At 67.8% G+C, this 23,712-nt stretch carries 25 protein-coding genes; 5 read left to right on the plus strand and 20 right to left on the minus strand.

Going from position 1 to position 23,712, the window contains the following annotated elements; all coding sequences use genetic code 11:
* From BQ2383_RS13780 to BQ2383_RS13815, 8 genes are all read right to left on the minus strand, one after another.
* Positions 1–1,095, minus strand: coding sequence for an NAD-dependent epimerase/dehydratase family protein (locus BQ2383_RS13780; RefSeq protein WP_091035132.1), 1,095 nt, complete (start codon positions 1,093–1,095; stop codon positions 1–3).
* Positions 1,092–2,144, minus strand: a complete 1,053-nt coding sequence (locus BQ2383_RS13785; RefSeq protein ID WP_091035135.1) for a polysaccharide biosynthesis protein — start codon at positions 2,142–2,144, stop codon at positions 1,092–1,094. The genes BQ2383_RS13780 and BQ2383_RS13785 overlap by 4 nt, the downstream gene beginning before the upstream one ends.
* The gene (locus BQ2383_RS13790; protein WP_091035138.1) at positions 2,141–3,364 is read right to left on the minus strand and encodes a glycosyltransferase family 4 protein; all 1,224 of its coding nucleotides are present in this window, start codon (positions 3,362–3,364) and stop codon (positions 2,141–2,143) included. Before BQ2383_RS13790 ends, BQ2383_RS13785 begins: the two co-directional genes overlap by 4 nt.
* A complete protein-coding gene (locus BQ2383_RS13795) occupies positions 3,361–4,026 on the minus strand; it encodes an acetyltransferase (RefSeq protein ID WP_091035141.1) in 666 nt (221 codons plus the stop codon). Before BQ2383_RS13795 ends, BQ2383_RS13790 begins: the two co-directional genes overlap by 4 nt.
* Positions 4,019–4,627, minus strand: a complete 609-nt coding sequence (locus BQ2383_RS13800) for a sugar transferase (RefSeq protein ID WP_279627356.1) — start codon at positions 4,625–4,627, stop codon at positions 4,019–4,021. The genes BQ2383_RS13795 and BQ2383_RS13800 overlap by 8 nt, the downstream gene beginning before the upstream one ends.
* An 8-nt stretch (positions 4,628–4,635) precedes the next feature.
* On the minus strand, positions 4,636–5,766 hold the full coding sequence (locus BQ2383_RS13805) for a DegT/DnrJ/EryC1/StrS family aminotransferase (RefSeq protein WP_208617674.1): 1,131 nt from the start codon (positions 5,764–5,766) through the stop codon (positions 4,636–4,638).
* Positions 5,763–7,577 carry a polysaccharide biosynthesis protein gene (locus BQ2383_RS13810; protein WP_244176019.1) on the minus strand — a complete coding sequence of 605 codons (1,815 nt, stop codon included), beginning with the start codon at positions 7,575–7,577 and terminating at the stop codon, positions 5,763–5,765. Before BQ2383_RS13810 ends, BQ2383_RS13805 begins: the two co-directional genes overlap by 4 nt.
* A 129-nt stretch (positions 7,578–7,706) precedes the next feature.
* A complete protein-coding gene (locus BQ2383_RS13815) occupies positions 7,707–8,915 on the minus strand; it encodes a hypothetical protein (protein WP_091035149.1) in 1,209 nt (402 codons plus the stop codon).
* Between the two features lie 70 nt (positions 8,916–8,985).
* Here BQ2383_RS13815 and BQ2383_RS13820 point away from each other — a divergent pair, with 70 nt between their 5' ends.
* Complete coding sequence (locus tag BQ2383_RS13820) at positions 8,986–10,338, plus strand: polysaccharide biosynthesis tyrosine autokinase (protein ID WP_091035151.1); 1,353 nt, start codon at positions 8,986–8,988, stop codon at positions 10,336–10,338.
* Between the two features lie 112 nt (positions 10,339–10,450).
* Positions 10,451–11,908, plus strand: a complete 1,458-nt coding sequence (locus BQ2383_RS13825; RefSeq protein ID WP_029261163.1) for a polysaccharide biosynthesis tyrosine autokinase — start codon at positions 10,451–10,453, stop codon at positions 11,906–11,908.
* Positions 11,909–11,932: 24 nt separating this feature from the next.
* On the opposite strand, the gene BQ2383_RS13830 is transcribed toward BQ2383_RS13825, so the two are convergent.
* The gene (locus tag BQ2383_RS13830) at positions 11,933–12,376 is read right to left on the minus strand and encodes a GtrA family protein (protein WP_051662295.1); all 444 of its coding nucleotides are present in this window, start codon (positions 12,374–12,376) and stop codon (positions 11,933–11,935) included.
* A gap of 54 nt (positions 12,377–12,430) precedes the next feature.
* On the opposite strand from BQ2383_RS13830, the gene BQ2383_RS13835 reads away from it, so the two are divergent.
* Both BQ2383_RS13835 and BQ2383_RS13840 read left to right on the plus strand, forming a co-directional pair.
* The gene (locus BQ2383_RS13835; RefSeq protein WP_091035154.1) at positions 12,431–13,216 is read left to right on the plus strand and encodes a glycosyltransferase family 2 protein; all 786 of its coding nucleotides are present in this window, start codon (positions 12,431–12,433) and stop codon (positions 13,214–13,216) included.
* Positions 13,213–14,661 (plus strand): hypothetical protein, encoded by a 1,449-nt coding sequence (locus BQ2383_RS13840; RefSeq protein ID WP_140403361.1) that lies wholly within the window; start codon positions 13,213–13,215, stop codon positions 14,659–14,661. Before BQ2383_RS13835 ends, BQ2383_RS13840 begins: the two co-directional genes overlap by 4 nt.
* Before the next feature lie 87 nt (positions 14,662–14,748).
* On the opposite strand, the gene glmM is transcribed toward BQ2383_RS13840, so the two are convergent.
* The 7 genes from glmM to BQ2383_RS13875 form a co-directional block, all read right to left on the minus strand.
* Positions 14,749–16,107: a phosphoglucosamine mutase gene (gene glmM / locus BQ2383_RS13845; protein WP_091035159.1), complete on the minus strand. Its 1,359-nt coding sequence runs from the start codon at positions 16,105–16,107 to the stop codon at positions 14,749–14,751.
* Between the two features lie 14 nt (positions 16,108–16,121).
* On the minus strand, positions 16,122–16,607 hold the full coding sequence (gene rpsI / locus BQ2383_RS13850; RefSeq protein WP_028502255.1) for a 30S ribosomal protein S9: 486 nt from the start codon (positions 16,605–16,607) through the stop codon (positions 16,122–16,124).
* A 27-nt stretch (positions 16,608–16,634) separates the two neighbouring features.
* The gene (rplM, locus tag BQ2383_RS13855; RefSeq protein ID WP_091035162.1) at positions 16,635–17,081 is read right to left on the minus strand and encodes a 50S ribosomal protein L13; all 447 of its coding nucleotides are present in this window, start codon (positions 17,079–17,081) and stop codon (positions 16,635–16,637) included.
* Positions 17,082–17,264: 183 nt separating this feature from the next.
* The gene (locus BQ2383_RS13860; protein ID WP_091035164.1) at positions 17,265–17,933 is read right to left on the minus strand and encodes an endonuclease/exonuclease/phosphatase family protein; all 669 of its coding nucleotides are present in this window, start codon (positions 17,931–17,933) and stop codon (positions 17,265–17,267) included.
* A 12-nt stretch (positions 17,934–17,945) separates the two neighbouring features.
* A complete protein-coding gene (truA, locus tag BQ2383_RS13865) occupies positions 17,946–18,830 on the minus strand; it encodes a tRNA pseudouridine(38-40) synthase TruA (RefSeq protein ID WP_091035167.1) in 885 nt (294 codons plus the stop codon).
* Between the two features lie 42 nt (positions 18,831–18,872).
* Positions 18,873–20,414, minus strand: a complete 1,542-nt coding sequence (locus tag BQ2383_RS13870; protein WP_091035170.1) for an APC family permease — start codon at positions 20,412–20,414, stop codon at positions 18,873–18,875.
* Between the two features lie 98 nt (positions 20,415–20,512).
* Positions 20,513–20,878 (minus strand): winged helix-turn-helix transcriptional regulator, encoded by a 366-nt coding sequence (locus tag BQ2383_RS13875; protein WP_091035171.1) that lies wholly within the window; start codon positions 20,876–20,878, stop codon positions 20,513–20,515.
* A 93-nt stretch (positions 20,879–20,971) separates the two neighbouring features.
* Between BQ2383_RS13875 and BQ2383_RS13880 the strand changes: the two genes are divergently transcribed.
* Complete coding sequence (locus BQ2383_RS13880; protein ID WP_091035173.1) at positions 20,972–21,817, plus strand: SDR family oxidoreductase; 846 nt, start codon at positions 20,972–20,974, stop codon at positions 21,815–21,817.
* Between the two features lie 54 nt (positions 21,818–21,871).
* Here BQ2383_RS13880 and BQ2383_RS13885 read toward each other — a convergent pair whose 3' ends face one another.
* The 4 genes from BQ2383_RS13885 to BQ2383_RS13900 all read right to left on the minus strand — a co-directional run bounded on the left by BQ2383_RS13885 (position 21,872) and on the right by BQ2383_RS13900 (position 23,711).
* Positions 21,872–22,246, minus strand: a complete 375-nt coding sequence (locus tag BQ2383_RS13885) for a hypothetical protein (protein ID WP_091035175.1) — start codon at positions 22,244–22,246, stop codon at positions 21,872–21,874.
* Positions 22,228–22,848 carry an Asp23/Gls24 family envelope stress response protein gene (locus BQ2383_RS13890; RefSeq protein ID WP_091035177.1) on the minus strand — a complete coding sequence of 207 codons (621 nt, stop codon included), beginning with the start codon at positions 22,846–22,848 and terminating at the stop codon, positions 22,228–22,230. Before BQ2383_RS13890 ends, BQ2383_RS13885 begins: the two co-directional genes overlap by 19 nt.
* Complete coding sequence (locus BQ2383_RS13895; protein ID WP_091035179.1) at positions 22,845–23,411, minus strand: RNA polymerase sigma factor; 567 nt, start codon at positions 23,409–23,411, stop codon at positions 22,845–22,847. Before BQ2383_RS13895 ends, BQ2383_RS13890 begins: the two co-directional genes overlap by 4 nt.
* Before the next feature lie 126 nt (positions 23,412–23,537).
* On the minus strand, positions 23,538–23,711 hold the full coding sequence (locus tag BQ2383_RS13900) for a CsbD family protein (RefSeq protein ID WP_029261149.1): 174 nt from the start codon (positions 23,709–23,711) through the stop codon (positions 23,538–23,540).
* Between the last annotated feature and the right edge of the window lies 1 nt (position 23,712).

Here is a 23,712-nt window from a genome sequence, read left to right on the forward strand (position 1 = left end):
TCACACTGCCTCGGCAATCGTGTCGGGGTTGTCGGGGTCGAAAATATCGTTCGTCCAGAACGACGTGTAGAGCACGTCATCACCGATATTCGTGATGTTATGCGCCCACATCGTGGGCATGTCGACGGCGCCGGGTGCATCGCCCGAGACCTCGAAGGAGACAACCTCCTCAGAGTACAAGCGCCGTAGCGAAATGCGCGCTCGTCCCTGAAGAACCGTGAACCGCTCGATCTTGCGTCGGTGGAAATGGTCCCCACGGGTTACCCCTGGAACCGTCGTGGAGAAAGAGGACTGACCAGCTCCGCCGTGGGATCGGATGATCTCGAAGAACGATCCCCGAGCGTCAGCATGACGGGTCAGGCCGATGGGAGATTGCGCAGGGAACGTGTACGAGCGGTATGTGTTGAAGAGATCACGGTCGAAGGCGTCGATCGTGCTTGGGATATCGCCTCGACGGTACAGCGCGGCGTAGTCCTGGAGCCGCGCGAGCAGGCCGGACACCGTCTCCACGCGCTGCAAAGTGCCGAGAGAGGCGAGCGGCGCAGCTCCGGTAAGAAGATCGACGGCATTCTGCGCATGGAGAAGCGTGAGTTCCTTGTCGTTCTCGACCGTGGGGCTCTCCCCCGCCGCGACCAGGTGGCTGAACGTCGCCGTGACCGCGTTGTAGAAGGGGCGACCATGTTCGCCGAACAGGTTCGGCAGCCGCACGTCGATGAACTCCGCACCGATGTCCGACGAGGCTCCGGCGAGCAGTTCCGCACTCTGTGCTTTTGCCTCGCCGTAGACAGATCCGTTAGTCGACTGGGTGGAGTTTGCGAAGACGACGACCGGCGGAGGCGTCGTTGCTGCGCGCAGCGCGGTGGCCAGTTGCTCGGCGAAGCGGATGTTTCCCTCAGCCACCTCTTCGTCGCTCCCGCGATTCACACCGGCGATGTGGATGACACGCGCTGCCCCATCGACAGCGGCGGTCGCCGTGTCGAGCTCGAAGGCTTCGCCTACCGGGATCATGTCCACGGCAGTTCCCGACTCCCGCAACGCAGCGCGCAGGTGCCATCCGAGGAATCCTCGCCCGCCGGTGACCGCGAAGCGGCTCATGATTCCGAGACCAGGGTCTCGTCGATGCCTGCCTGGCGCAGCTCGGCACGCACCTCGGGCAGAGTCAGCAGCAGCTCTTCCACCTCGCGCACGGACATCTGCTGCACCGTGTGCGAGTCGTAGTCCTCGAAGCGGCTCTGAGATACATCGCCTTCCTCGAAGTAGACGCTGTAGTTGAGATCGCGGTTGTCGGCGACGACACGGAAGTACTCCCCCATATCGCGGGCTCGAGCCAGCTCTTCCCGAGTGGCGAGGGCTTCGGAGAGCTTCTCCGCGTGGCGGGTGCCGATCACCTCCACCTGTGTCTTCGAGCGGAACAGATTGATCGTCGCCTGGGCCAGGTTGCCTATCGAAGTCGCCTTCGCCTTACGGACGAAGAGGTCGCCCTGCTGTGCGTTACGGAATGCGAACTCGACGAGGTCGACCGAATGCGCGAGGGACATCATGAAGCGGGTCATCTCGGGATTCGTCACCGTGATGTTCTTGCCCGCCTTGATCTGTCGAATGAAGAGCGGGATGACCGAACCGCGCGAGTACATGACGTTGCCATAGCGGACGCAGGAAACGGTTGTGCCCGTGTTGGGATTGTTCAACCCATGAGACTGCGCAACCTTCTCCATGAGCGCCTTCGACATTCCCATCGCGTTCACCGGGTACACGGCCTTGTCCGTGCTGAGCGCAACCACCGATGAAACGCCATTGCGGTCGGCGGCGCGCACGACATTCTCGCTACCGTGGACGTTCGTTCGCACCGCCTCCATGGGAAAGAACTCGCAAGAAGGCACTTGCTTGAGCGCAGCAGCATGGAAGACGAAGTCGACGTCACGCGTCGCCCTGTCTACGCTGTCGAAGTCGCGCACATCACCGACATAGAAGCGCAGCCTCGAATCCGGGATCTCGTGCCTCATGAGGTCTTGTTTGGCCTCATCGCGGCTGAAGATCCTGATCTCGGAAACATCGCGCTCGAGGAGCTTCTTTGCCACCGTGTGTCCGAAGGAACCCGTTCCGCCGGTCACCAGCACTCGGGCTCCGCCGTATGACTCGCTCATCGTCCTCTACTCGTTCCGTTCGCGGCCGCAGAAAGCAGCTCTTCTATCCTGGCGACTCCCGACTCGCGGGAAAAATTGGTGTCGTACAACGTACGCCCACGACGAGCCATCGCTGCCCGGTCAACAGACGACCGCTCGGCGGCCGACCGGAATGCCAGCTCAAGGGAGGTCGCGCTCTCCGCATCAGCGGTCAGTCCGACCCGGCTTTCCTCAACGATCCGGCGAACATCGCCCTGGACGGTCGATATCACTGGCACTCCGGCTGACAGCACCGCCTGAAACTTCGAGGGGATGGTCCCGCGGAAGACAGCAATGTCCTTCAGCGAAACGAGCGCGTAGTCGGCGCGAGCGTAGATCTCTGCCATCCGCTCGCGCGGCACAGGATCCTGGAAACGCACGTTGTCGGCGCCGAGTTCGTCGACGAGGGCCCGAAGATCATCCTTCGCCACCCCATCACCGACGATGGTGAGCGTGACGCCAGCTTCTGCGGCGGCGTGAGCAGCGCGAACTGCTGTCTCCAGGTCCTGCATGTCCCCGACGTTTCCGGCGTAGACTATCTCGGCTCTTGGCGACGCCGGCGGGGGAAGCACGGTCTCGACCGCTTCTCCCGCGTCGGCCCAGTTGTACACGAGGTGTGTGCGTTCTTCCGGCGCCCCCCGTGAAACCAGCGTCGAAACCATTGTGGGCGCGATCCCGATAACGCCGGACGCTCGGCGATACGAGCTGCGCAGCCAGGGTCCGAGCGAACCGGAAACCGCGCGCCCTTTGAAAGAGCCGGCGACGATCGACGAGCCGACGATGGAGTCCGGCCAGAGATCCTGCACGTGCAGGACATACGGCCGGCCGCCGGTGATCCGCCACACCCACGGACCGAACCCGGCCGTCATCTGAGTGGCATACACGTACACGACGTCGGCACCGCGTGAGAGGCGTCTGGCTGTCGCAGAGCTGAATGCGAAGGAGAAGTAATTCACCATCCGCTTGAGTGCGTTCTGCGAATGGTCGGCGAATAGCGGTACACGGTGAATCTCGATCGCATCCTGATTCTCCACGGACCGCCAGCGTTGGCGGTACCCGCGGAAGACCTTTCCCGCCGGATAGTTCGGGAAACCAGTCAGCACCTTGACCTGATGCCCGCGTGCCGCGAGCCCCTGGGCGAGGTCCGCCGGAAGGGGTACGGCTTCAGGCGGATAGTACTGCGAAACGATCAGCACCCTCACGGCGTGACCTCTTCACTGATGGGGCGTGCTGGCACTCCAACCGTTGTGGCTCCGGCAACGACGTCTTTCGTGACGCATGCAGCAGCCCCCACGGTCACTCCAGCGCCGACCGTGAGCCCCTGTAGCACGACCGATCCCGCGCCGAGAAGCGTCCCGCCCTCGACGACGACGTTGCCGGACACGATCGCGCCGGGGTTCACAGAAACAAAGTCGGCCAGCGTCGCATCATGCCCGATGATGCACGCCGGGTTGAGGTGGACATGGTCGCCGATGCTCACGTTGGTCGAGACCTGCACGCCCGACGTGATGACGACGCCGTCCCCGATCCGAGCCTGCGAGCCGACGACGGCGCGCGGATGGATGAGGGTGACGGGGCGCAGACCCGCGTCGGAGAGGCGCCGAGCGACGGCCTCTCGGACGGTCGGCGAGCCGATCGCCACGACGAAGCGCTCGTCGCCGGATGCCCCGAGCAGCCACTCCTCTTCGGTGCCGAGGTAGACGATGCCACGCTCCGCGAGTCGGCCGAGGTCGATCTGGCGCGGCCCTGAATCGACGACGCCCACGAGGTGCAGGGTCTCGCCGTCGGCGTTGATCGCCTCGATCACATCGAGTGTCTCGCGCCCGAAGCCTCCGGCGCCGATGACGACGATCCGCTCAGCCATTCGCTTCTCCGAACTTCGACATCGTCACGTGTCCTTCTGCGGAGATCCCGTCCCGCTTGAGCACGGAGCCGATCGTCGCGACAACGATCCGCAGGTCGAGCCCGGCGCTCCGTCGATCGACGTAGCGCACGTCCTGCCTGAACTTGCTCTCCCAGGAGATCGCGTTGCGTCCGGTCACCTGCGCGAGCCCGGTGATGCCGGGCCGCACCTCATGCCGACGAGCCTGCTCCGGCGTGTACCGATCAAGGTACTCCACGAGCAGCGGACGTGGTCCGACGATGCTCATGTCGCCTTTCAGCACGTTCCAGAGACTCGGCAGCTCGTCGAGACTCGTCGATCGCAGCCGCACGCCGAACGGGGTCAACCGGTCGGCATCGGTCACCCACCCGCGCGCCTCGTCGACCGAACGCATCGAACGGAACTTGTAGAGCGTGAAGATCCGGCCGTCCTTGCCGGGCCGCTCCTGCGCGAAGACGACCGGCCGCCCCAGCTTCGTCGCGACCAGCACAGCCGTCGCGACGATGACCGGAGAGAGCAGCACGAGCGCGACAGCGGACACGACGATGTCGAGCCCTCGCTTCACCACGTCGTACGGACGCACCCGCACCCTCATCGCTTCAGGAAGCCGCGGATCGCGGTGACCACGCGCTCACGCTGCGCATCGGTCAGAGCCGAGCCGCTCGGCAGGGTCAGACCGCGCGCGAACAGCGCCTCCGACGCCCCGTTGGTCTTGCTGCGCGCACCGTCGAAGACGGGTTGTGCATGCATCGGCTTCCACAGCGGCCGGCTCTCGATGTCGTCGGCGGCGAGCGCTGCGGCGAGCTCCGACGGCTCCCAACCCGTGACGGACGAGTCGATGAGGATCGACGTCAACCAGACGTTGTCCGCCTCGTCTCCTTCGGCCCCGAAGACCTCCACGCCATCGACCGCGGCGAAGAGCTGCTTGTAGAGCTCGCGCATCTCGCGACGGCGGGCGATCATCGCGTCGAGGCGAGCGAGCTGCGCGCGGCCGAGCGCCGCGAGCAGGTTGCTCATCCGGTAGTTGTAGCCGATGTCGGTGTGCTCGTAGTGCACCACCGGCTGCCGTGCCTGGGTGGCCAGATACCGCACGTGCTGCGCGAAGTCGGCGTCATCGGTGAGCAGCATTCCGCCACCGGACGTCGTCATGATCTTGTTGCCGTTGAACGACACGATGGATGCGCGTCCGAAGCTGCCCGCCGCACGACCGGCGTGCGTGGCGCCCAGCGACTCCGCCGCATCCGCCACGACCGGCACGCCGAACTCGTCGGCGATCGCGAGGACCGCGGTGTAGTCGATGGCCTTGCCGAGCAGGTCGACCGGGACGATGGCCGACACGTGCTCGCCGGCGTCGCGCAGCTCGACGAGAGCCTCACGCAGCAGTGCCGCATCGATGTTCCCGGTCGCGGGATCGGCATCGATGAAGTACGGCTCGGCGCCGGTGTAGACAATGGCGTTGGCCGTCGCCGCGAAGGTCATCGATGACGTGAGCACCACGTCGCCCGGCTTCACGCCCAGCGTGAGCAGTGCGAGGTGCAGAGCCGCGGTTCCCGAACTCAGCGCCACCGCATGCGCAACGCCGACACGCTCGGCGAGCTCACGCTCGAAGGCATCGACGTCAGGGCCGAGAGGCGCGATCCATCCGGATCGCATGGCCGCGACGACCGCCTGCTCCTCTGCTTCGCCGACATCGGGCGAAGACATGTAGATCCGCTCGCTCACGCCTCTGACACCTTTTCCGCACGGATCGGCTCGATCGCCACCGTGTCATTGATCCGCGGGCTCGCGTACATCCGGTCCATCCAGCCCGCCTTGTCGAGCCGCTCGGGCGTGATGATGTCGGCCCGCGTGTGCGACACCTTCGGGTGGAAGGGCCGCTCCAGGTTCTCGCGCGACCCGACGAGCTCTTCGTGCAACTTCTCGCCGCGACGGAGCCCGGTGAACACGATCTCGACGCTCTTGCCCGACATCGCGATCATGCGCTTGGCGACCTCGAGGATCGACACCGGCTCACCCATGTCGAGGATCAGCACCTCGCCCGCTCGCCCGATGCCGCCTGCCTGGACGACCAGCTGGCACGCCTCGGGGATCGTCATGAAATACCGCGTCGCCTCGGGATGGGTGACCGTGATCGGCCGCCCCTCGGCGATCAGCCGCTGGAACGTCGGCAGCATCGACCCGCGGCTTCCGATCACGTTGCCGAACCGCACCGAGAGGTACCGCATCCCGGTCACGGATCCCGCCCAGGCGGTGAGCTTCTCGGCGACGCGCTTGGAGTGACCGAGCACGCTCGTCGGGTTGGCCGCCTTGTCGGTGGAGATGTTGACGAAGGTGTCGACGCCGACGGCACGCGCGGCGTTGATCACATTGAGCGTGCCCAGCACGTTCGTCTTCCACGCCTCGTCGGGATACTGCTCGAGCATCGGCAGGTGCTTCAGAGCGGCTGCGTGGAACACGACCTCGGGACGACGGTCGACGAAGATGTCGAGCAGGTTCTGCTCCTCACGGATGTCCGCGAGGACGACGTCGCGAGAATCGAGCAGGCCGTGGCCGAGAGTCCCGAGCTGCGCGACCTGAAGGCCGGTCTCGTCGCGGTCGACCATGATCAGCTCGCTCGGCCCGTACTTCGCCAGCTGTCGGCACAGCTCGGAGCCGATGGACCCGCCGGCACCGGTCACCAGCACGCGTCGACCGGTGATGTACCCGGCGATCAGCTCGACGTTCGTGTCGACGGGGTGGCGTCCGATCAGATCCTCGATGCTGATGTCGCGCACGTCGGTGACCGACTGCTCCCCCGACGCGAGCGTCGCCAGCGTCGGGGTGACCGCGACCCGCAGACCAGCGCTCTCGGCGCGGTCGCTCAGCGCACGCAACAGGGTGCTGTCCGCATTCGGGATGGCGATGACGGCGAGCTTCGCGCCGGTGCTCCGGGCGGCCGACGCGATGTCGCGCGTGGTGCCGAGCACCGGCACGCCGCGCAGACGGAGATTGCGCTTGGCCGGGTCGTCGTCGAGCAGGCCGACGGGTCGGATCGGCGACGACGGGTCGGTCGTGACGTTCGCGAGCAGCTTGTCGCCGAGGAACCCGGCACCGATGATCAGGGCCGCCTCGGCGTCAGCACCGGGCTTGCGCGCACGCTCGATCGCGAGACGAGCCACGTAGCGCACGCCGAACATCAACAGCAGCACGAACGGGAAGGCGAGCAGCAGCGTGCCGCGCGGGATGCCGACGAGCGGGCCGATCGGAATGACGATCAGCGACAGGAGCACCGCCTCGACCACGACGATCAGCGCCACCGCGCGGACCTCGTCGAACGAGCCGTAGGTGAATCGCCCGCGATAGAGGGCTGTCGCGAATCCGACCGCCATCTGGATGACGCCGGCGGCGAGCGCGAGCACGATCGTCGCGATCCATCCCTGCGGGTCCATGACGAACTCGAAGCGGAGCGCGATCGCCAGCACGACGCCGAAAGTCCAGGCGAGCCCATCGACCGCCGCGGCCAGCATGCGGCGTCGCCGCTGCTTCACGGACACCTCGGACAATATTGGAATATTGCCGGTAGACACGTCGACAGACCCATCCGGAATCAAGATACGGAGCCCCCTCAGACTTATTCACTCCCCTGGAGATATGTTCTCACAGCGAACGAGCAGGTCTGTGCGTTATGGCGTTCCCTCGCCGTCCGGCGGCGTCTCCCCGCCGGGGTCAGTCTCGCCGCCACCGGGGTTCGGGACCGGCGGAGTGACGCCGGTTCCCGGGTCGGTGCTTCCCTCCGTGGGCGGATTCTGAGTTCCGTCGCCCTGCTGCGGCTGCTGTTGCTGCGGCTGCCACTGGTTCATGTCCTCGCGCTGGTCGCGCTCGATCTCGAACCGCAGCTGGTCCGCAGCCAAAGCGACGAACGCATCCCGGTAGGCCGCCAGCGCCGAGCGTCCCTCGACCGTCCACAGATCCGCGGCAGCGACGCGCGCCGCGGCATCCGTCACAGCCGCACGCAGCGACTCCTCGGCATCCGGGTAGCGGGCGATCGCGGCCGCCGCCGCGGGCACGAACGATGCGGCGTACGCATCCACCGCCACGTCGGCGGTCGGCCGAAGCGCATCGAACTTCTCGCGGACAGCCCGGGCCTCGGCGGTCGCGTCGTCCATCGCGACCAGACGCTCCTGCACTCCGTCGATCGCGCCGCCGACCTCCACGAGCGAATCCTCGTCGATGTCGGCACGTGCGTAATCCGTCGGAAGTTCCGGAACGGTGATCGCCGCCAGCCCCGAGGCATACGCATCGACGGCCGCGAGTGCCGTGGCGAGCGCGGCGGCGTCGGTCACTGCGATCGGCGCATCGTCGGCTCCCCCGGCCGGATCCGGCGCGGTGCTCGTCCCGGTGAGCGCGCTCCGCAGCGGGGCGACCTCCGCCGTCTGCGCGTCGATGTCGGCGATGAGCCGGTCCTGAGCCGTCTTCAGGGACTGGTGAGCATTCAGAAGGGCGGCCTCATCGGCCTCCAACGACTCCACGGCACTCGCGGCCGGGCTGGCCGTCGCCATCTGGATGCCGCCGACGGTGCCGGCGACGACCAGGGCCACGACGGCGAGCGAGGCAGCCGACAGCGTCACGGCATCGACGGACCGCCTCGGCCGCTTCTTCGAACGCGAGGACTCCCCGGACCCCGCACCGACCGGAACGGCGGTGCGCGCGGCGGCCTGAACCATGTCGGCGAGAGCTCGAGCATCTGCGTCGGACGTCGCCGCTGCGCCACTCTGCCGCGGCTCGCCGATCATCTCCCGCAAGCGGCGCGCAGTGTGGTGGTCGTCCAGCACCACGCTCCCTGCGTCGCCGGCGCGAGGCCCGTCGGGGAAGAGATCGTTGAGGTGCGTCATGTCGCCTTCATAGGAATCGGTAGTCTCGGAAGACGATACCGCCGATCGCACTCGACCACGCTGGAGAGCTTTGGACATCCATGACTACCTTCGGGTGTTCCGTCGACAGATCGTCGTGATCGTCGCGAGCGTTCTGATCGGGCTCTCCACGGGTGCGCTGGTCGCGATGCTCACCCCTCTCCGCTACCAGGCTTCGACCGAGGTCATGGTGGCCGCGCAGGTCGCCGACACGGCCACGCCCGCGGAACGCTCCCTCGCCACCGGGTACGCGAAGCAGGCCGTCGAGACCTACCGCTCGCTCATCACGAGCTCCCTCGTGCTCGATCCCGTCACCGAAGACCTCGGCCTCACCACAGCTCCCACGGGCATCAGCGCCTCCGCACCCCTCAACAGCGCGATCATCACGATCACGGTCGACAACCGCAACCCGGGGCAGGCCGCCCGCATCGCGAACGCTGTCGCCGAGAGTTTCGCCACCGTCGTCACCGACACGCTCGAGAGCCGCGACCAGGCCGCCGCGTTCAGCATCCGGATCGTGACGCTCGAACCCGCCCAGGTGCCGACGAATCCCGTCGCGCCGAACCTCTCCCTCTCTCTCATCATCGGCTCACTTCTCGGGCTCGCGGTCGGCGTCGGCGTCGCTCTCCTGCGTGCGACGCTCGACCGCCGGGTGCGCGTCGCCGCCGACGTCGAGGCCGCCGTGCCGGTTCCCGTCCTCGGACAGATCCCGCTCGACCCGGACACGGGCGAGCACCCCCTCGCCATGAGCACCGCGCCGCACGGCCTTCGCGCCGAGGCCTACCGCAGCCTCCGCACCAACGTGCGCTTCTTCTTCTCCGGCAACCAGGGCGTGTTCGTCGTGACCAGCTCCGGCCCCGGCGAGGGCAAGTCGACCACGGCGGCGAACCTGGCACTCGCCTTCGCCGACGCCGGTCAGCGCGTGGCCCTGCTCGACGGCGACCTCCGCCTCCCCCGCGTGGCCGAGTACTTCGGCATCGAGGGTGGGATCGGACTCAGCGATGTGCTGGCCGGTCGCGTGCAGCTCAACGACGTCATCCAGCGCTGGGGCCGCAGCGCCCTGTTCGTCCTCCCGGCCGGCACTGTGCCGCCGAACCCGGCCGAGCTGCTCGGCTCTTCCGCGATGGAAGGCCTGATCGAGACGCTCACAGAAGCCTTCGACGTCGTCATCATTGACGCGCCACCGCTGCTGCTCGTGACGGACGCCGCCGTGATCGCGCGCGTCACGACCGGAGCCCTGCTGATCGCCGCCGCCGGATCGTCGCAGGCGAACCGGCTCGCCGACGCGGCCAAGAGCATCGAGTCGGTCGGAGCCCGAGTGCTCGGAACCGTGTTGACGAAGGCCCCGGTCACCGCTGCCGCGAACACGCCCTACAACACCGCCGCACCGGCCACGACGAACTGACCACACGCAGCGGCCGGTCGTCCCACCGCCGCTGTGGAAGAATACCGGGATACCGTTTTCACGGCCCGCCTTGATCGGCAGAGGTCGCATTGCATCAGGGGGAATCTGCCGCGTGGAACTTCGCGACTATGTGCGTGTGCTGCACAGAAACTGGATCCTGATCCTCGTCCTGATGGTCCTCGGCCTCGCGGGCGGTGCCGGCTATGCCGCACTGCAGCAGCCGAAGTACGTCGCATCGACGCAGCTGTACGTCTCGGTCCGCACCGAAGGCGCAGCCACCGGTGACCTCGTGCAGGGCACGACCTTCGCACGACAGATGGTCACGAGCTACGTCGACGTCGTCGGCACGGCGCTCGTGCTCGAACCCGTGATCGACGAGCTCGGCCTCGACGACTCGGTCTCGGGCCTCAGCAGCCGCGTCACCGCGACCACGCCGCTCAACACGGTCCTGATCGACGTCAGCGTGACCGACGGAGACCCCGAGCAGGCCGCGGCCATCGCCAATGCCGTCGCAGTGAGCTTCCAGGATGCGGTGCAGAAGACGCTCGAGCAGCCCGCAACCGAAGATGCCGTCAGCCCGGTGCGCATCACCGTGACCGAGCCCGCCATCGCCTCCTCCACGCCGACGAGCCCCAACGTGCGCCTGCTGATCGTCCTCGGCGGCATCATCGGCCTCGCTCTCGGCCTCGGCATCGCGATGCTGCGTACCGTGCTCGACAACCGCATCCACACGCTCCACGACATCGAGACGCTCACCGATCGCCCCGTCCTCGGTGGCATCGCGTACGACCCGGATGCCACCAAGCGCCCGCTGATCGTGCACGCCGACCCGCGCAGCCCGCGCGCCGAATCGTTCCGCAGCCTGCGCACGAACCTGCAGTTCCTCAACCTCGACTCGGGCCCCCGCATCTTCGTCGTCTCCAGCGCCGGCCCCGGCGAAGGCAAGTCGACGACCACCGCCAACCTCGCCATCGCACTCGCCGAGACGGGAGCCCGCGTGGCCCTGGTCGACGGCGACCTGCGACTGCCCCGCGTGGCCGACTACCTGGGCATCGAGGGCGGCGTCGGACTCACCGACGTGCTCATCGGACGCGTGGACGTGGCCGATGCGCTGCAGAAGTGGGGCACGTCCGACCTGTACGTCCTGCCGAGCGGGCAGGTCCCGCCGAACCCCAGCGAGCTGCTCGGCTCGGCCGCGATGGATCAGGTGCTCAAGTCACTCGGCGACTACTTCGACTACGTGCTGATCGATGCCCCGCCGCTGCTGCTGGTGACCGACGCGGCCGTGGTGGGAAGCAAGACCCGCGGAGTGATCCTCGCCGCCGCCTCCGGCAAGACGAAGAAGCAGGAGCTCTCCGGAGCACTGCGCGCGCTCGAGAACGCCGGCGTGCAGATGCTCGGCGTGGTCGTCACGATGCTGCCGACCAAGGGCCCCGACAGCTACGGCTACGGCTCCTACACCTACGGTTCGACGCACGACCTCGACGGCGAGACGTCGACGGATCGCCGGAAAGCGAAGAAGGCCAAGAAGGCGAAGAACGCCAAGAAGCGCGCAACCGCCCGAGCCTGACCTGCCCGCGACCGAGCCGCACCGCTACTTGGTCGGCGCCACCCGGAAGACGATGCCGTGATAGAGCACGAAGCGCAGCAGGACCACGATGACGATGCTCGTCAGGTTCACGAGGTTGACGGCGACAGCCCCCGGCTCACGGCCGAGGACCGCACCGACGGCTTCGACACCCACCCAGACGAGCACGGCGCCGATGGCCGTGCAGACGGCGTTGGTCACGAGGAACAGCGTGACCTCGGAGACCCGTCCGCGACGATCCCGGTGACGGAACGTCCACTCGCGGTTGCCGATGTACGCGTTCACGAGCGCGACGAGCGAGGCGACGATCTTCGCGGCGACCACATCCCATCCCCACACGTAGACCAGCAGGTTGAAGACGCCGACCTCGATGAGGGTGCTCAGAGCACCCACGACGAGAAAACGGCTGCCGACGCTGGCGATGCGACGGATGCGGGAGGGAGGGTTCATGGCTCAACTAGGCTACTGGCTGATCCCCGCGCCCTCCGCCACCCCAAGGACCCCGTGACCCTTCGCCACCTCGCCGTCGTCATGCCCGCCTACAACGAGGCCGAGGGCATCCAGGGCTTCATCGACGAGATCCGCGACTGCGTCTCTCCCCTGGCCGACCGCGTCACCTTCCACGTCGCCGACGACCGCTCCACGGATGCCACCGCCTCGGTGTTCGACGGCGTCTCCGACGTGACCGTCGAGGTTCAGCCCCTGAACCGCGGCCACGGCCCGACAGCCCTCGCGGCTTACCGCGCTGGACTTGCCGCCGACCCCGATGTGCTGGTGCACGTGGACGGCGACGGGCAGTTCTACGGAAGCGACTTCATTCGTCTGATCAACGCACTCACGACCGAAGAGGCCGATGTCGTCCACGGCGTGCGCGACGGCCGTACCGACCCCTGGTACCGCAAGGTGCTCACGGGGGCAGTGGGCCTGCTGATCGCCCTCGCCGCCGGGCGCCGCATCCCCGACGTCAACACCCCGCTGCGTGCCTACCGCCCCGATGCCCTGCGACTGCTCGTCGACGCGACCCCGGCCGACGCCACGGTGCCGCACGTGCACTTCTCCCTCGCCGAGGCGCGCGCGGGCTTCACCGTGCGCTACCTCCGCGTCGCCAGCATCCCCCGACGCGGAGCATCGACCACCGGCACCATGTGGGGGCGAGGCAACTCCGTCACCCTGCCACCGAAGCGTCTGCGCCGTTTCGTGCGCGTCGCGCTCGTCGAGGCGTGGACGCTCTCTCTGCGGCCGTCCGCTCCCCTGCGCAGCATCCGTCGGCCGGAGACCGTCGCGCGATGACCCGCGCACGCACGATCGCGTTCTGGGCGGCGGCCGTCGCCCTGCTGATCGGGCATGTCATCATCGCCTGGCACAGCCTCCTGGTGTGGCGCTTCTGGGAAGACGAGGCCTTCAACCTCACCGTCCCGCTCAACCTGCTGGACGGTCTCGGATACTCCAGCGACGGCGCCCTCTCCGGCTCGACCATCACACCCTTCGACCCGCGCATCTCGACCGGGCCCGTCGTGCTCCTGCCCGTCGCCGCGCTCCTCGCGACCGGGATGGACCCGGTGCTGGCCGCACGGCTCGTCCCCTTGGCCTTCTGGGTGGCGCTCCTCGCCGGCCTCGCCGTGATCGGGCGACGCATCGGCGGACGCTGGGCTGCTCTGCTCGCGGTCGCCGTTCCCCTGGCATTCACGGCGGATGCCGGCTTCTCCCCCATCCAGGGCCCCGCCGACCTGCTGGGCGAGATCCCCGCGGCCGCGCTCCTCGTCTGGGCCCTCACACTGCTTCCCCGCCGCGCCTGGCTGGCCGGGCTGCTCGTCGGCCTCGCGATCCAGGCGAAGCTCATCGCCGCCCTCGCGCTGCCCGCCTTCGCCATCGCCCTGTGGGTGCTCTCCGATGGCACCGGCTGGGCCCGCGTGCGCGACACCCTCCGGCGATCGTGGCTGCCCCTCCTGCTGGCCGCCGTGCCGACGCTGCTGCTCGAGCTGGGCGCACTGCTGTCGCTGGGGTTCTCAGGCTATGTGCAGCACGTGCGCGACTTCGCCCACTTCCTCCGCACCGGCGGGCAGGGTGACGCCGCGACCACGGTGCTGCAGAAGCTCGGCACGCTGGCGGACTCGTGGTCGCTGCCCGGTTTCGTCGCCGTGATCGGAGCGGTCATCGCCCTCGGCCTCGCCCTCACCGGCATCGTGCTGCGCTGGCGTGACGCGAGCGCAGCGGACCGGATCGTGATCGCCTACGCCCTGGCGGCCATCGTCGGCGCGCTCGCCTTCGTCGGCTGGTGGGCCACCGCCTCCCGCCTGCCGCTGTGGGTGCGGCACCCCGCGCCCGGCATCCTCGCGTTCTTCCCCGTCATCGCGGCGGTCGCGCTGTGGGCCGTGACGGCCCTGCCGCGCCGCAAGGGCATTCGTGCCATCGGCATCGTCGCCGCCTCCGCGCTGGCCGCCGTGATCGCCGGTGGCGGCGTGAGTCATGTCGTGTCGACGTACGAGCCCCGCACCACGTTGGAGAGCCAGCGCACAGCCCTCGTGCCGCTCACGGCCTGGGTCGAGGCGAACGACGTCGAGTGGCTGGCCGCGGAGCCCTGGGGGTATGCGGTCGCGCCCATCGTGCTGACGGGTGCGCACGTCGGGCTCTTCGACGCCCCCGCGATGGCCGACGTGCCCCGGCTGAGCACGCAGCCGTGCACGACCGAGACGCTCGTCGACGCCGGCCAGTACCGCATCTGCGCGGCACCCTGACCGCTCGCCGCACAACGGCTCCCCGCAGACAGAGAACCGGCCGACCGCTGAGATCAGCGACCGGCCGGTTCCGAGGTTCTGCGAGTGTCAGAGCGAGAGGCGCTCCTGGACGACCTCCGCCAGGCGTCCGGCGTAGGCGTGCACCGACTCCGCATCGGCGGCTTCGACCATGACGCGCACCAGGGGCTCGGTGCCGGACTTGCGCAGCAGCACGCGGCCGGAATCACCCAGCTCGCCCTCGATGTCGCGCACAGCCTGCTGCACGACCTCGTCGTCGGCGACCCGATCCTTGTCGACGTCGCGCACATTGATGAGCACCTGCGGGTACACGGTCATGATCGACGCGAGCTCGGCGATCGACTTCTTCTGCCGAGCCATCTCGGCCACCAGGTGGAGGCCAGTGAGGATGCCGTCACCGGTGGTGGCGTACTCGCTCATGATGACGTGGCCGGACTGCTCGCCGCCGAGCGCGTATCCGCCCTCGTTCATGTCTTCGAGCACGTAGCGGTCGCCGACGGCGGTCTGACGCACCGTGATGCCGTGCTCGCGCATCGCGACATGCAGGCCGAGGTTGCTCATGACGGTCGCGACGAGCGTGTCGTCGGTGAGGCGTCCGCGCTCCTTCATCGACACCGCGATGATGGCCATGATCTGGTCGCCGTCGATGTGATTGCCCTCGGCGTCCACGGCGAGGCAACGGTCGGCGTCGCCGTCGTGGGCGATGCCGATGTCGGCCCCCAGACGCACGACAGCCTCGGCGAGGTTGTCGAGGTGGGTCGAGCCGACTCCGTCGTTGATGTTCCAGCCGTCGGGGTCTGCCCCGATGACCGTCACCTCGGCGCCCGCATCGCGGAACGTCTCGGGCGAGACGCCGGATGCCGCGCCGTGGGCGCAGTCGAGCACCACGTGGATGCCCTCGAGACGATTCGGCAGCGAGCCGAGGAGGTGCACGACGTAGCGGTCCTCCGCGTCGGAGAAGCGGTCGACACGGCCGACGCCCGCGCCGGTCGGGCGCAGCATCTCGCCGTGCATGGCCTCTTCGATGCGCTGCTCGACCTCATCGGGGAGCTTGCGGCCCCCACGGGCGAAGATCTTGATGCCGTTGTCGGGAGCGGCGTTGTGCGACGCCGAGATCATCACACCGAAATCGGCGTCACGGTCGGCGACGAGGAATGCCAGCGCCGGGGTCGGGATGACGCCGGCCTCGAGCACGTCGACTCCCGAGGAGGCGAGCCCGGCCGAGACGGCCGAGGTCAGGAAGTGTCCGGAGACCCGGGGGTCCCGGGCGACCACTGCGGTGAGTCGCTTGCCTTCGGCCTTGCGAGCCTCCGCAGTACGGCCCTGGCCCAGGACGACAGCAGTCGCCTGGGCCAGGGTGAGCGCCAGGTCGGCGGTGAGGACGCCATTGGCAAGTCCTCGCACGCCGTCCGTGCCAAAGATCGGCATCGGAGCAGTGGACCTTAACGCTTCGAGTACTGAGGCGCCTTACGGGCCTTCTTGAGTCCAGCCTTCTTGCGCTCCTTGACGCGAGCGTCGCGCGAGAGGAAGCCGGCCTTCTTCAGGGTCGGACGGTTGTTCTCCTCGTCGATGCCGTTCAGCGAACGAGCGATGCCGAGACGGAGCGCGCCGGCCTGACCCGAGGGGCCACCACCGGAGATGCGCGCGATGACGTCGTATGCACCGGTGAGGTTCAGCACCGTGAACGGGTCGTTGATCAGCTGCTGGTGCAGCTTGTTCGGGAAGTAGTCCTCGATCGTGCGGCCGTTGACCGTGATCGTGCCCGAGCCGGGGACGATGCGCACGCGGGCGATGGCCTGCTTGCGACGGCCGACAGCGGCACCCGGGACGCTGAGGACGGGGCGGGGAGCCGCCTCGACCACGTCGGTCTCCGGAGTCGACGTCGAGAAGTTCTGCGGGGTTTCGGTGGTGTCCTGGATGTCAGCCACGAGTATGTCCTTAAGTCTTTACGGCGCTTACTGGGCGACCTGGTCGAGGGTGTACGTCTGCGGCTGCTGCGCGGCGTGCGGGTGCTCGGCACCGACGTACACCTTGAGCTTGGACAGCTGCTGGCGGCCGAGGCTGTTCTTGGGGAGCATGCCACGGATGGCCTTCTCGACAGCGCGGACCGGGTTCTTCTCCATCAGCTCGGCGTAGGTGACCGACTTGAGGCCGCCCGGGTAACCCGAGTGGCGGTAAGCCAGCTTCTTCTGGAGCTTCTGACCGGTGAGCGCGACCTTGTCGGCGTTCACGATGATGACGAAGTCACCCGAGTCGATGTGGTTGGCGAAGGTCGGCTTGTGCTTGCCACGCAGGAGCGTAGCGGCGTGCGAAGCCAGACGGCCGAGAACGACGTCGGTGGCGTCGATGACGACCCAATCGCGCTGGACTTCGCCAGCCTTGGGGGTGTAAGTGCGCGTCACGATAGTGCTGCTTTCTTGTGTCGAACGGAGAAGTTCGTGAATCCCACTCCGGGGTGGTTCTTCCCTACAGGGAGGAACACGCCAGTGGAGGGCTCACGTTCGGACGATGCCCACATCCCGCGAACGGGAAAGGCACCAAAGGGAAATCATACGCCACCGGGCGCGGATGCTCAAACCATCGGGTCAGTCGGGCTTGACAGTGACCAGGATCGGGCGGTGGTCACTCGACCCCTGCGGCAGCGTCGTGATGCGTTCGATCTCGAACCCGGCCGAGGTCGCGAAGTCGTAGTGCCCGCGGAACACCCGGTAGCGCGTGTAGGTGTGGTCGTCGCTGAGCGAGAGCGCGTACCCGTGGTCACGCACGGCCTGACCGAGGTTCTCCTTGAAGATCGGGTAGTTGTAGTCGCCGACCATCAGCTGCGGGAGTCCCTCGCCGAGCGTCGCCAGCTCGGTGAGCGCTGCGCGGATCTGGTGCCGACGCAGTGAGTTCAACGCCGTCAGCGGCGCGGCATGGAAAGAGGCGACGATGAAATCCTGCGCGTCGTCGATGTCACGCAGCCGCGCGCCCAGCACGCGTTCATGAGCAGGTTTCGCGATGCGGTCGTGCAGCGACTTCTTCAACCCGAGAGTGCGGATCGACTGCAGGTGGTAGGCGCTCGACCGGTAGAACAGCGCGAGCCCGAGACGGTTGCCCTGCGTCGCATCCGCCAGCACGAGGTCGCCGATCTGCGCGGGCAGCTCGGGCACGTCGCACTCCTGCAGACACAGGATGTCGGGGTCGTGCTCGCCGACGATGGCGGCGAGTTCACCGGCCGCCCGGTGCTTCTGGAGGTTGTACGAGATGACCTTCATGACCGTTCCACGCTACTCGCCCCTGCTGTGCCCCGGCTCCGGATCGCGAACGCGGCTCGCACCGTCACGTCGAGCCCGCGTCTGCTCCGCGCGCGTGGCGAGCAGTTCGTCGGCCGGGTAGCCGACCTCAGTGAGGATCAGTCCGCGTGCCGCCAGTACCTTGAACTCGCTGGTGCGCGTCAGGGCGTCGCGCAGCACCACGACGTCCTCGACGTCGAGGCGTCCCTCCCCCACCGCCGCGCACGCGCCGACGAGTGCGCGCACCATGCTGTGGCAGAACGCGTCGGCCTTGACCTCGGCGACGAGAACGCCCTCGGCATCACGTACCCAGCGGTAGTCGAGCAGCGTGCGGATCGTCGTCGCCTCTTCGCGCGGCTTGCAGTACGAAGCGAAGTCGTGCAGGCCGATGAGGCTGCGGGCCGCGGCATCCATCGCCTGTTCGTCGAGATTCCCGCGGATGTTCGTCGTATCGTGCCGGCGCAGTGGATCGAATCCGGCCTGCGCATCGGCGAGACGGTAGCGGTAGCGCCGCCACACCGCCGAGAACCGGGCGTCGAAGCCCTCGGGAGCGATCGACGTCTTCGTGACGGTGACGTCGGAGTAGGCACCCAGCACCCCGCGCATGCGCCCGGCGATGGTCTCCGCCGGAGCCAGCGGAGCCCGCCCCTGCCTGGCCTCGATGCGCGACCACTGCTTCTCGTCGAGATCGACGTGCGCGACCTGACCGCTGGCGTGCACTCCCGCGTCAGTGCGGCCCGCGACGACGAACTGCACGTCGGAGCCGACGATCCGCGCGAGAGCCGCCTCGAGAGTCCCCTGCACGGTGCGGAGCGTCGGCTGCTTCGCCCACCCTCGGAAGTGGGTGCCGTCGTAGGCGATGTCGAGCCGGATGCGCACGGAGCAAGCCTAGGACACCCCCGTCCGGCGCCCGGTCGACCCTCAGATGCCGCCGTCGATCGAGCGGATCGTGACGCTGGGCTCGTCCGGCACCATCACCTGCGTCTCGCGGTTCAGGCTCTCGCCGCGGAAGAACCGCTTCGACCGCGGGAACAGGTACCAGACGAACATCAGCACCAGACCGAACGCGAGCGAGCCGACGCCGATCACGAAGGTGCCGCCGATCCCGAACAGCACCGTGTAGCCGTAGTCGACGTCCCACATGTCGATCGCGGACTGCACGAACGCCCAGGTGAGCATCAGCCCGCCCAGCAGCGGGAAGAGCCCCTTGAAGAAGAAGTCCCGCGGCGACGACGTCAGATCCTTGCGGAAATACCAGACGCACGCGAAGCCCGTGATGGCGTAGTAGAACGCGATCGCGAGCCCGAGCGAGAGGATCGAGTCCTGCAGGATGTTGTCGCTGATCAGCGTCATGCCGATGTAGTAGGCCGAGGCGACGACGCCCATCACGATCGTCGAGAACGACGGCGTCTTGTAGGTGGGGTGCACCTCCTTGAACTTCGCCGGCAGCGCGCGGTAGACGCCCATCGCCAGCGTGCCGCGGGCGGTCGGCAGGATCGTGGTCTGCGTCGACGAGATCGCCGAGATGATCACCGAGACCACCAGCACCCAGCCGAACGGGCCGAGCAGCCCATCCTTGATCGCGAGGAAGAAGTCGTCGGCGTTCGCCTCGTTGCCGAGGCCCGTGCCGCTCTCCCCCAGCCCGGCGTACATCATGGCCGCGATGGTGACGGCGACATACGTGACCAGCAGGATGACGGTGGTCAGCAGCGCAGCGCGGCCGGGAATGCGCTTCGGGTCCTTGGTCTCCTCGTTCAGGGCGAGGCAGGTGTCCCAGCCCCAGTAGATGAAGAGGGCGAGCAGGATGGCCTCGGTGAAGCCCGACCAGTCGGTGAAGGCGAAGGGGTTCATCCACTCCCAGGAGAAGGGAGTGGGGTTCGGTGCCGTCCCGGCGAAGAACTGCCACAGCGCGGTCACCACGAAGATCGCGAGCGCCAGGTACTGGATGCCGAGCAGGATGTTCTGGATGCGCTCGCCGATCTCGACGCCCCGCCAGCTGACCCAGGTCATCGCGGCGATGAAGAGCACGGCCACGACGACCACGCGCCAGTCGTTGTTCTCGAGGTCCTGTCCGATCAGCGACCAGAAGTAGACCGAGGCGATCTGGGCGAGGTTGGCGAGCACGACCATTCCGGCGACCGCCACGCCCCAGCCGCCCATCCAGCCCACCCACGGCCCGAACGCCTTGGTCCCCCAGGTGAAGGTCGTGCCGCAGTCGGGCACGGCGTTGTTGAGCTCTCGATACGCGAAGGCGATCAGGAGCATCGGGACGAAGGCGATGATGAAGGCGATCGGCGCCTGCGCACCGACGGCGAGCACCACGAAGCCGAGCGTCGCGACGAGCGAGTAGACCGGGGCCGTCGAGGCGAGACCGATGACGGTCGACCCCCAGAGTCCCAGGGTTCCCGCAGCCAGACCCTTGCCGTCGGGTCGTTCCAGATGAATGGGCGTCGTTGCTGCCATGTCAGAACAGTAGAGCCACCACGGTTATCGCGTCAACGGTTTCTTCGACCGACCGAATCCGCAGCGAACAGCGCACGCTCGCGACGGATTCCGCAGGTTCAGGCCCTTCCGAGCATCCCGTCGGCATGGTCGGCGACCCATTCCATCAGCGGCAGCATCCGCTCCATGAGATCGCGGCCGAGCGGAGTGAGGCTGTACTCGACGTGCGGCGGCACCGTCGGGAGCGACTCCCGATGCACGAGCCCGTCCTCGGCGAGCGTGCGCAGCGTCGAGGCGAGCATCTTCTCGCTGATGCCGTCGACCTCGCGGCGCAGTGCACCCCAGCGGTGCGTGCCGTCGGACAGGCAGGAGAGCACGAGCACACCCCACTTGCTCATGATGTGGTCGAGGACGACCCGCGTGCCGCAGTTCTGATCGAACACGAACGGTGTGGATTCCTTTATCTGCGCGAAACTAACCGTCATGTGGGTACCTTACTTCAAAGTGGGTACCCGCAGATCGGAATGCGCAATGCCCGTCTCGAGGTTGTCGAGGGTGTCACTTACGAAAGGACCCTCATGACCATCCTCGTCACCGGCGCGACCGGCAACCTCGGACGCCTCATCATCGCCAGCCTTCTCGAGCGCGGCGCCGACCCGCAGTCGATCGTCGCCGGAGCCCGCGACACCGCGAAGGCCGCCGACCTCGGTGTGCGCGTCGTGCGCCTGGACTACACCGACCCCGCCTCGGTGGCCGCGGCCGTCGAGGGCGTCGACACCGTCGTGCTCGTGTCCGGATCGGAGGTCGGACAGCGGGTGGCCCAGCACCAGGCGGTCATCGACGCCGCGAAGGCCGCCGGGGTCTCCAAGTTCATCTACACCAGCGCGCCGAAGGCGACCACCAGCGACCTGGTCCTGGCGCCCGAGCACAAGGCGACGGAAGAGCTGATCGCCGCCGCGGGGCTTCCCGCCGTGATCCTCCGCAACAACTGGTACACCGAGAACTACGCCGCCGACCTCGCCCGCGCCGCCGAGGCCGGCGTGCTCACCTCGGGCACCGGTGACGGACGGGTCGCCTCGGCCAGCCGCAAGGACTTCGCAGAGGCGGCGGCCGTCGTCGCGCTCGAAGACGGACACGTCGGCGAGGTCTACGAGCTGGGCGGCGACGTCGCCTGGACCTACAGCGATCTGGCCGCGGCCCTCTCGGAGGTCACGGGGCGCGAGGTCACGTTCGTCCCGGTCTCGTTCGACGACCAGCTCGCAGCCCTCCGCGAAGCCGGTCTCGATGAGGGAACCGCCGGATTCGTCGCCGCGCTCGACGCCGGGATCCGCGATGGCGCGCTGGCCGAGACCGACGGGACGCTCGCACGCCTGATCGGACGCCCCACCACCCCGCTCGTCGAGGGTCTGCGCGCGATCGCCTGATCGCCACCGGGTTCCGAGGGATGCCGCTCTTCTCCGAGGGCGGCATCCCTCGTCTCACCCTGCAGACGCAGCTTCTGCAGGCTGCACGTGCACGACCGTCAGGGTGATGCTGTCCGACCGAAGCCCCTGCGTCGCGAGCACCGCATCGATCGCGGCGTGCACCGCGCGAAGGGTGTCCCCCGATCCGGCAGCGGAATCCACCCCGATCGATGCCTCCACCGCAACGCCGTCGCCCACGGGAGCGACCGACACGAGCGGCTCGTCCTCCGGTCGCCCGCCGAGTGCCGCCGCTCCCGCGCGCAGTAGGTTCGAGATGAGCGAACCGGAGCGGTACACGGAGCGCACCCCGGGAGACGCTCGCACCGCCGTCTCGAGGTCGGCAGCGAGTTCGACCTGCACGTCCGCCGCCTTCAGCTCTCCTGCGTCCATGACGACACCTCCCTGATGTCCCGGATCGCGATGTCGATCGCGACGACGTTCAGCTCCGTGTGCGCGCGAAGGGCCCGATCGACCTCGGCGCGGAGGCGGTCGGCGATCACCGGGATCGGCTGCCCGTGCAGCGCGCTGGCGTCGATCTCGACGCGGATCGGCTCATCCGGGACGGTCACGTCGCCGATGAGGCGGCAGCGCCCGATGAGGAGTCCCTGCACGGTGCTCTCGGCCGAGCGGATGAGTCCGCGCACCGCGCCCTCGGTGATCCCGAGATCCGTCGACGGATCCGGGGACTCGAACGGGATGCGCCGACCCGAGCGCGCATCCATGGCGATGCCGCTGAGGATGCGGTCGACCCAGCTCGCATCGACCTCCGGTTCTGCGGCGGTCTCGGCGGCCATCAGCTCCGCACCGAGGCCGTGCAGTCGTTCGAGCGCGTCCAGCGCCAGCTGACAGCCGGGCGACTCGTCGATCGAGCGGTCGGAGGGCTGTCGTCCCGCTTCGAGGTAGTCGGTGAGCTCGTCGAGCGTGTGCCCGTCGAGATCGCTCGGTTCCAGACCGAGACGGCGGACTTCGGGGATGTCTCTCTCGTCGGTCATCGCCACTCCTCCATCCGTACGATCATGTATTTCCGGGCCCGCGCGAGCAGTCCTCGCGCGGTCGAGACGGGAATGCCGAGCTCTTCCGAGATCTCCTCGTAGGAGTACCCGCCGATCTCGCGAAGGACCCAGCATTCGCGCTGAGCGTCCGGCAGCTCGCGCAGCGCGGCACCGACGGCAGCGACCCCGGCGCGCACCTCGACCACCGCCGAAGGCGAGGCGTGCAGCGGCGCCGGGCGATCGATCGAATCGATGTCCACGACGGGTCGGGTCGCGCGGATGCGATCCACCGCCTTCCGACTCACGATGCGCATCAGCCAGCTCTTCACCTTGGACGGGTCGTCGAGCTCGCCGAACCGCTGCCAAGCCGTGACGAACGACTCCTGCACGATGTCGTCGACGTCGGCCGAGGCATTCAGCATCCGCTGTGTGTAGGCACGCATCATCGGCGTGTATCTCCGCACGAGCACGGCGAAGGCTTCGACGTCGCCGTCCATCGCGCGTCCGGCGACGATGCCGTCGTCGGCGTGCTCGAGCGCTCTGCGAAAGCGTTCCTCTTCCATCTGTTCCCCACCCCTCGATCCGATCCCCACAGGAGATTCGGAACCGACGCCTCACCGGATCGGATCCTCGCCGACCGACCTGGGAGTGATCGGGGAGGAACCCGGTCGGGTCCCTCCCCGCGTCCGCTACTTCTTGAACGCATCCTTGACGTTCTCGGCCGTGTCGCGGATCTCGCCCTTGGCCTGCTCGGCCTTGCCCTCGGCGACGAGCTTGTCGTCGTTGGTGACCTTGCCGACGGCCTCCTTCGCCTTGCCGGCGACCTTCTCCGCAGCGGCCTTGATCTTGTCTTCAGCGCCCATG

The organism is Microbacterium oxydans, from assembly GCF_900095745.1.
GTDB classification, from domain to species: domain Bacteria; phylum Actinomycetota; class Actinomycetes; order Actinomycetales; family Microbacteriaceae; genus Microbacterium; species Microbacterium oxydans_B.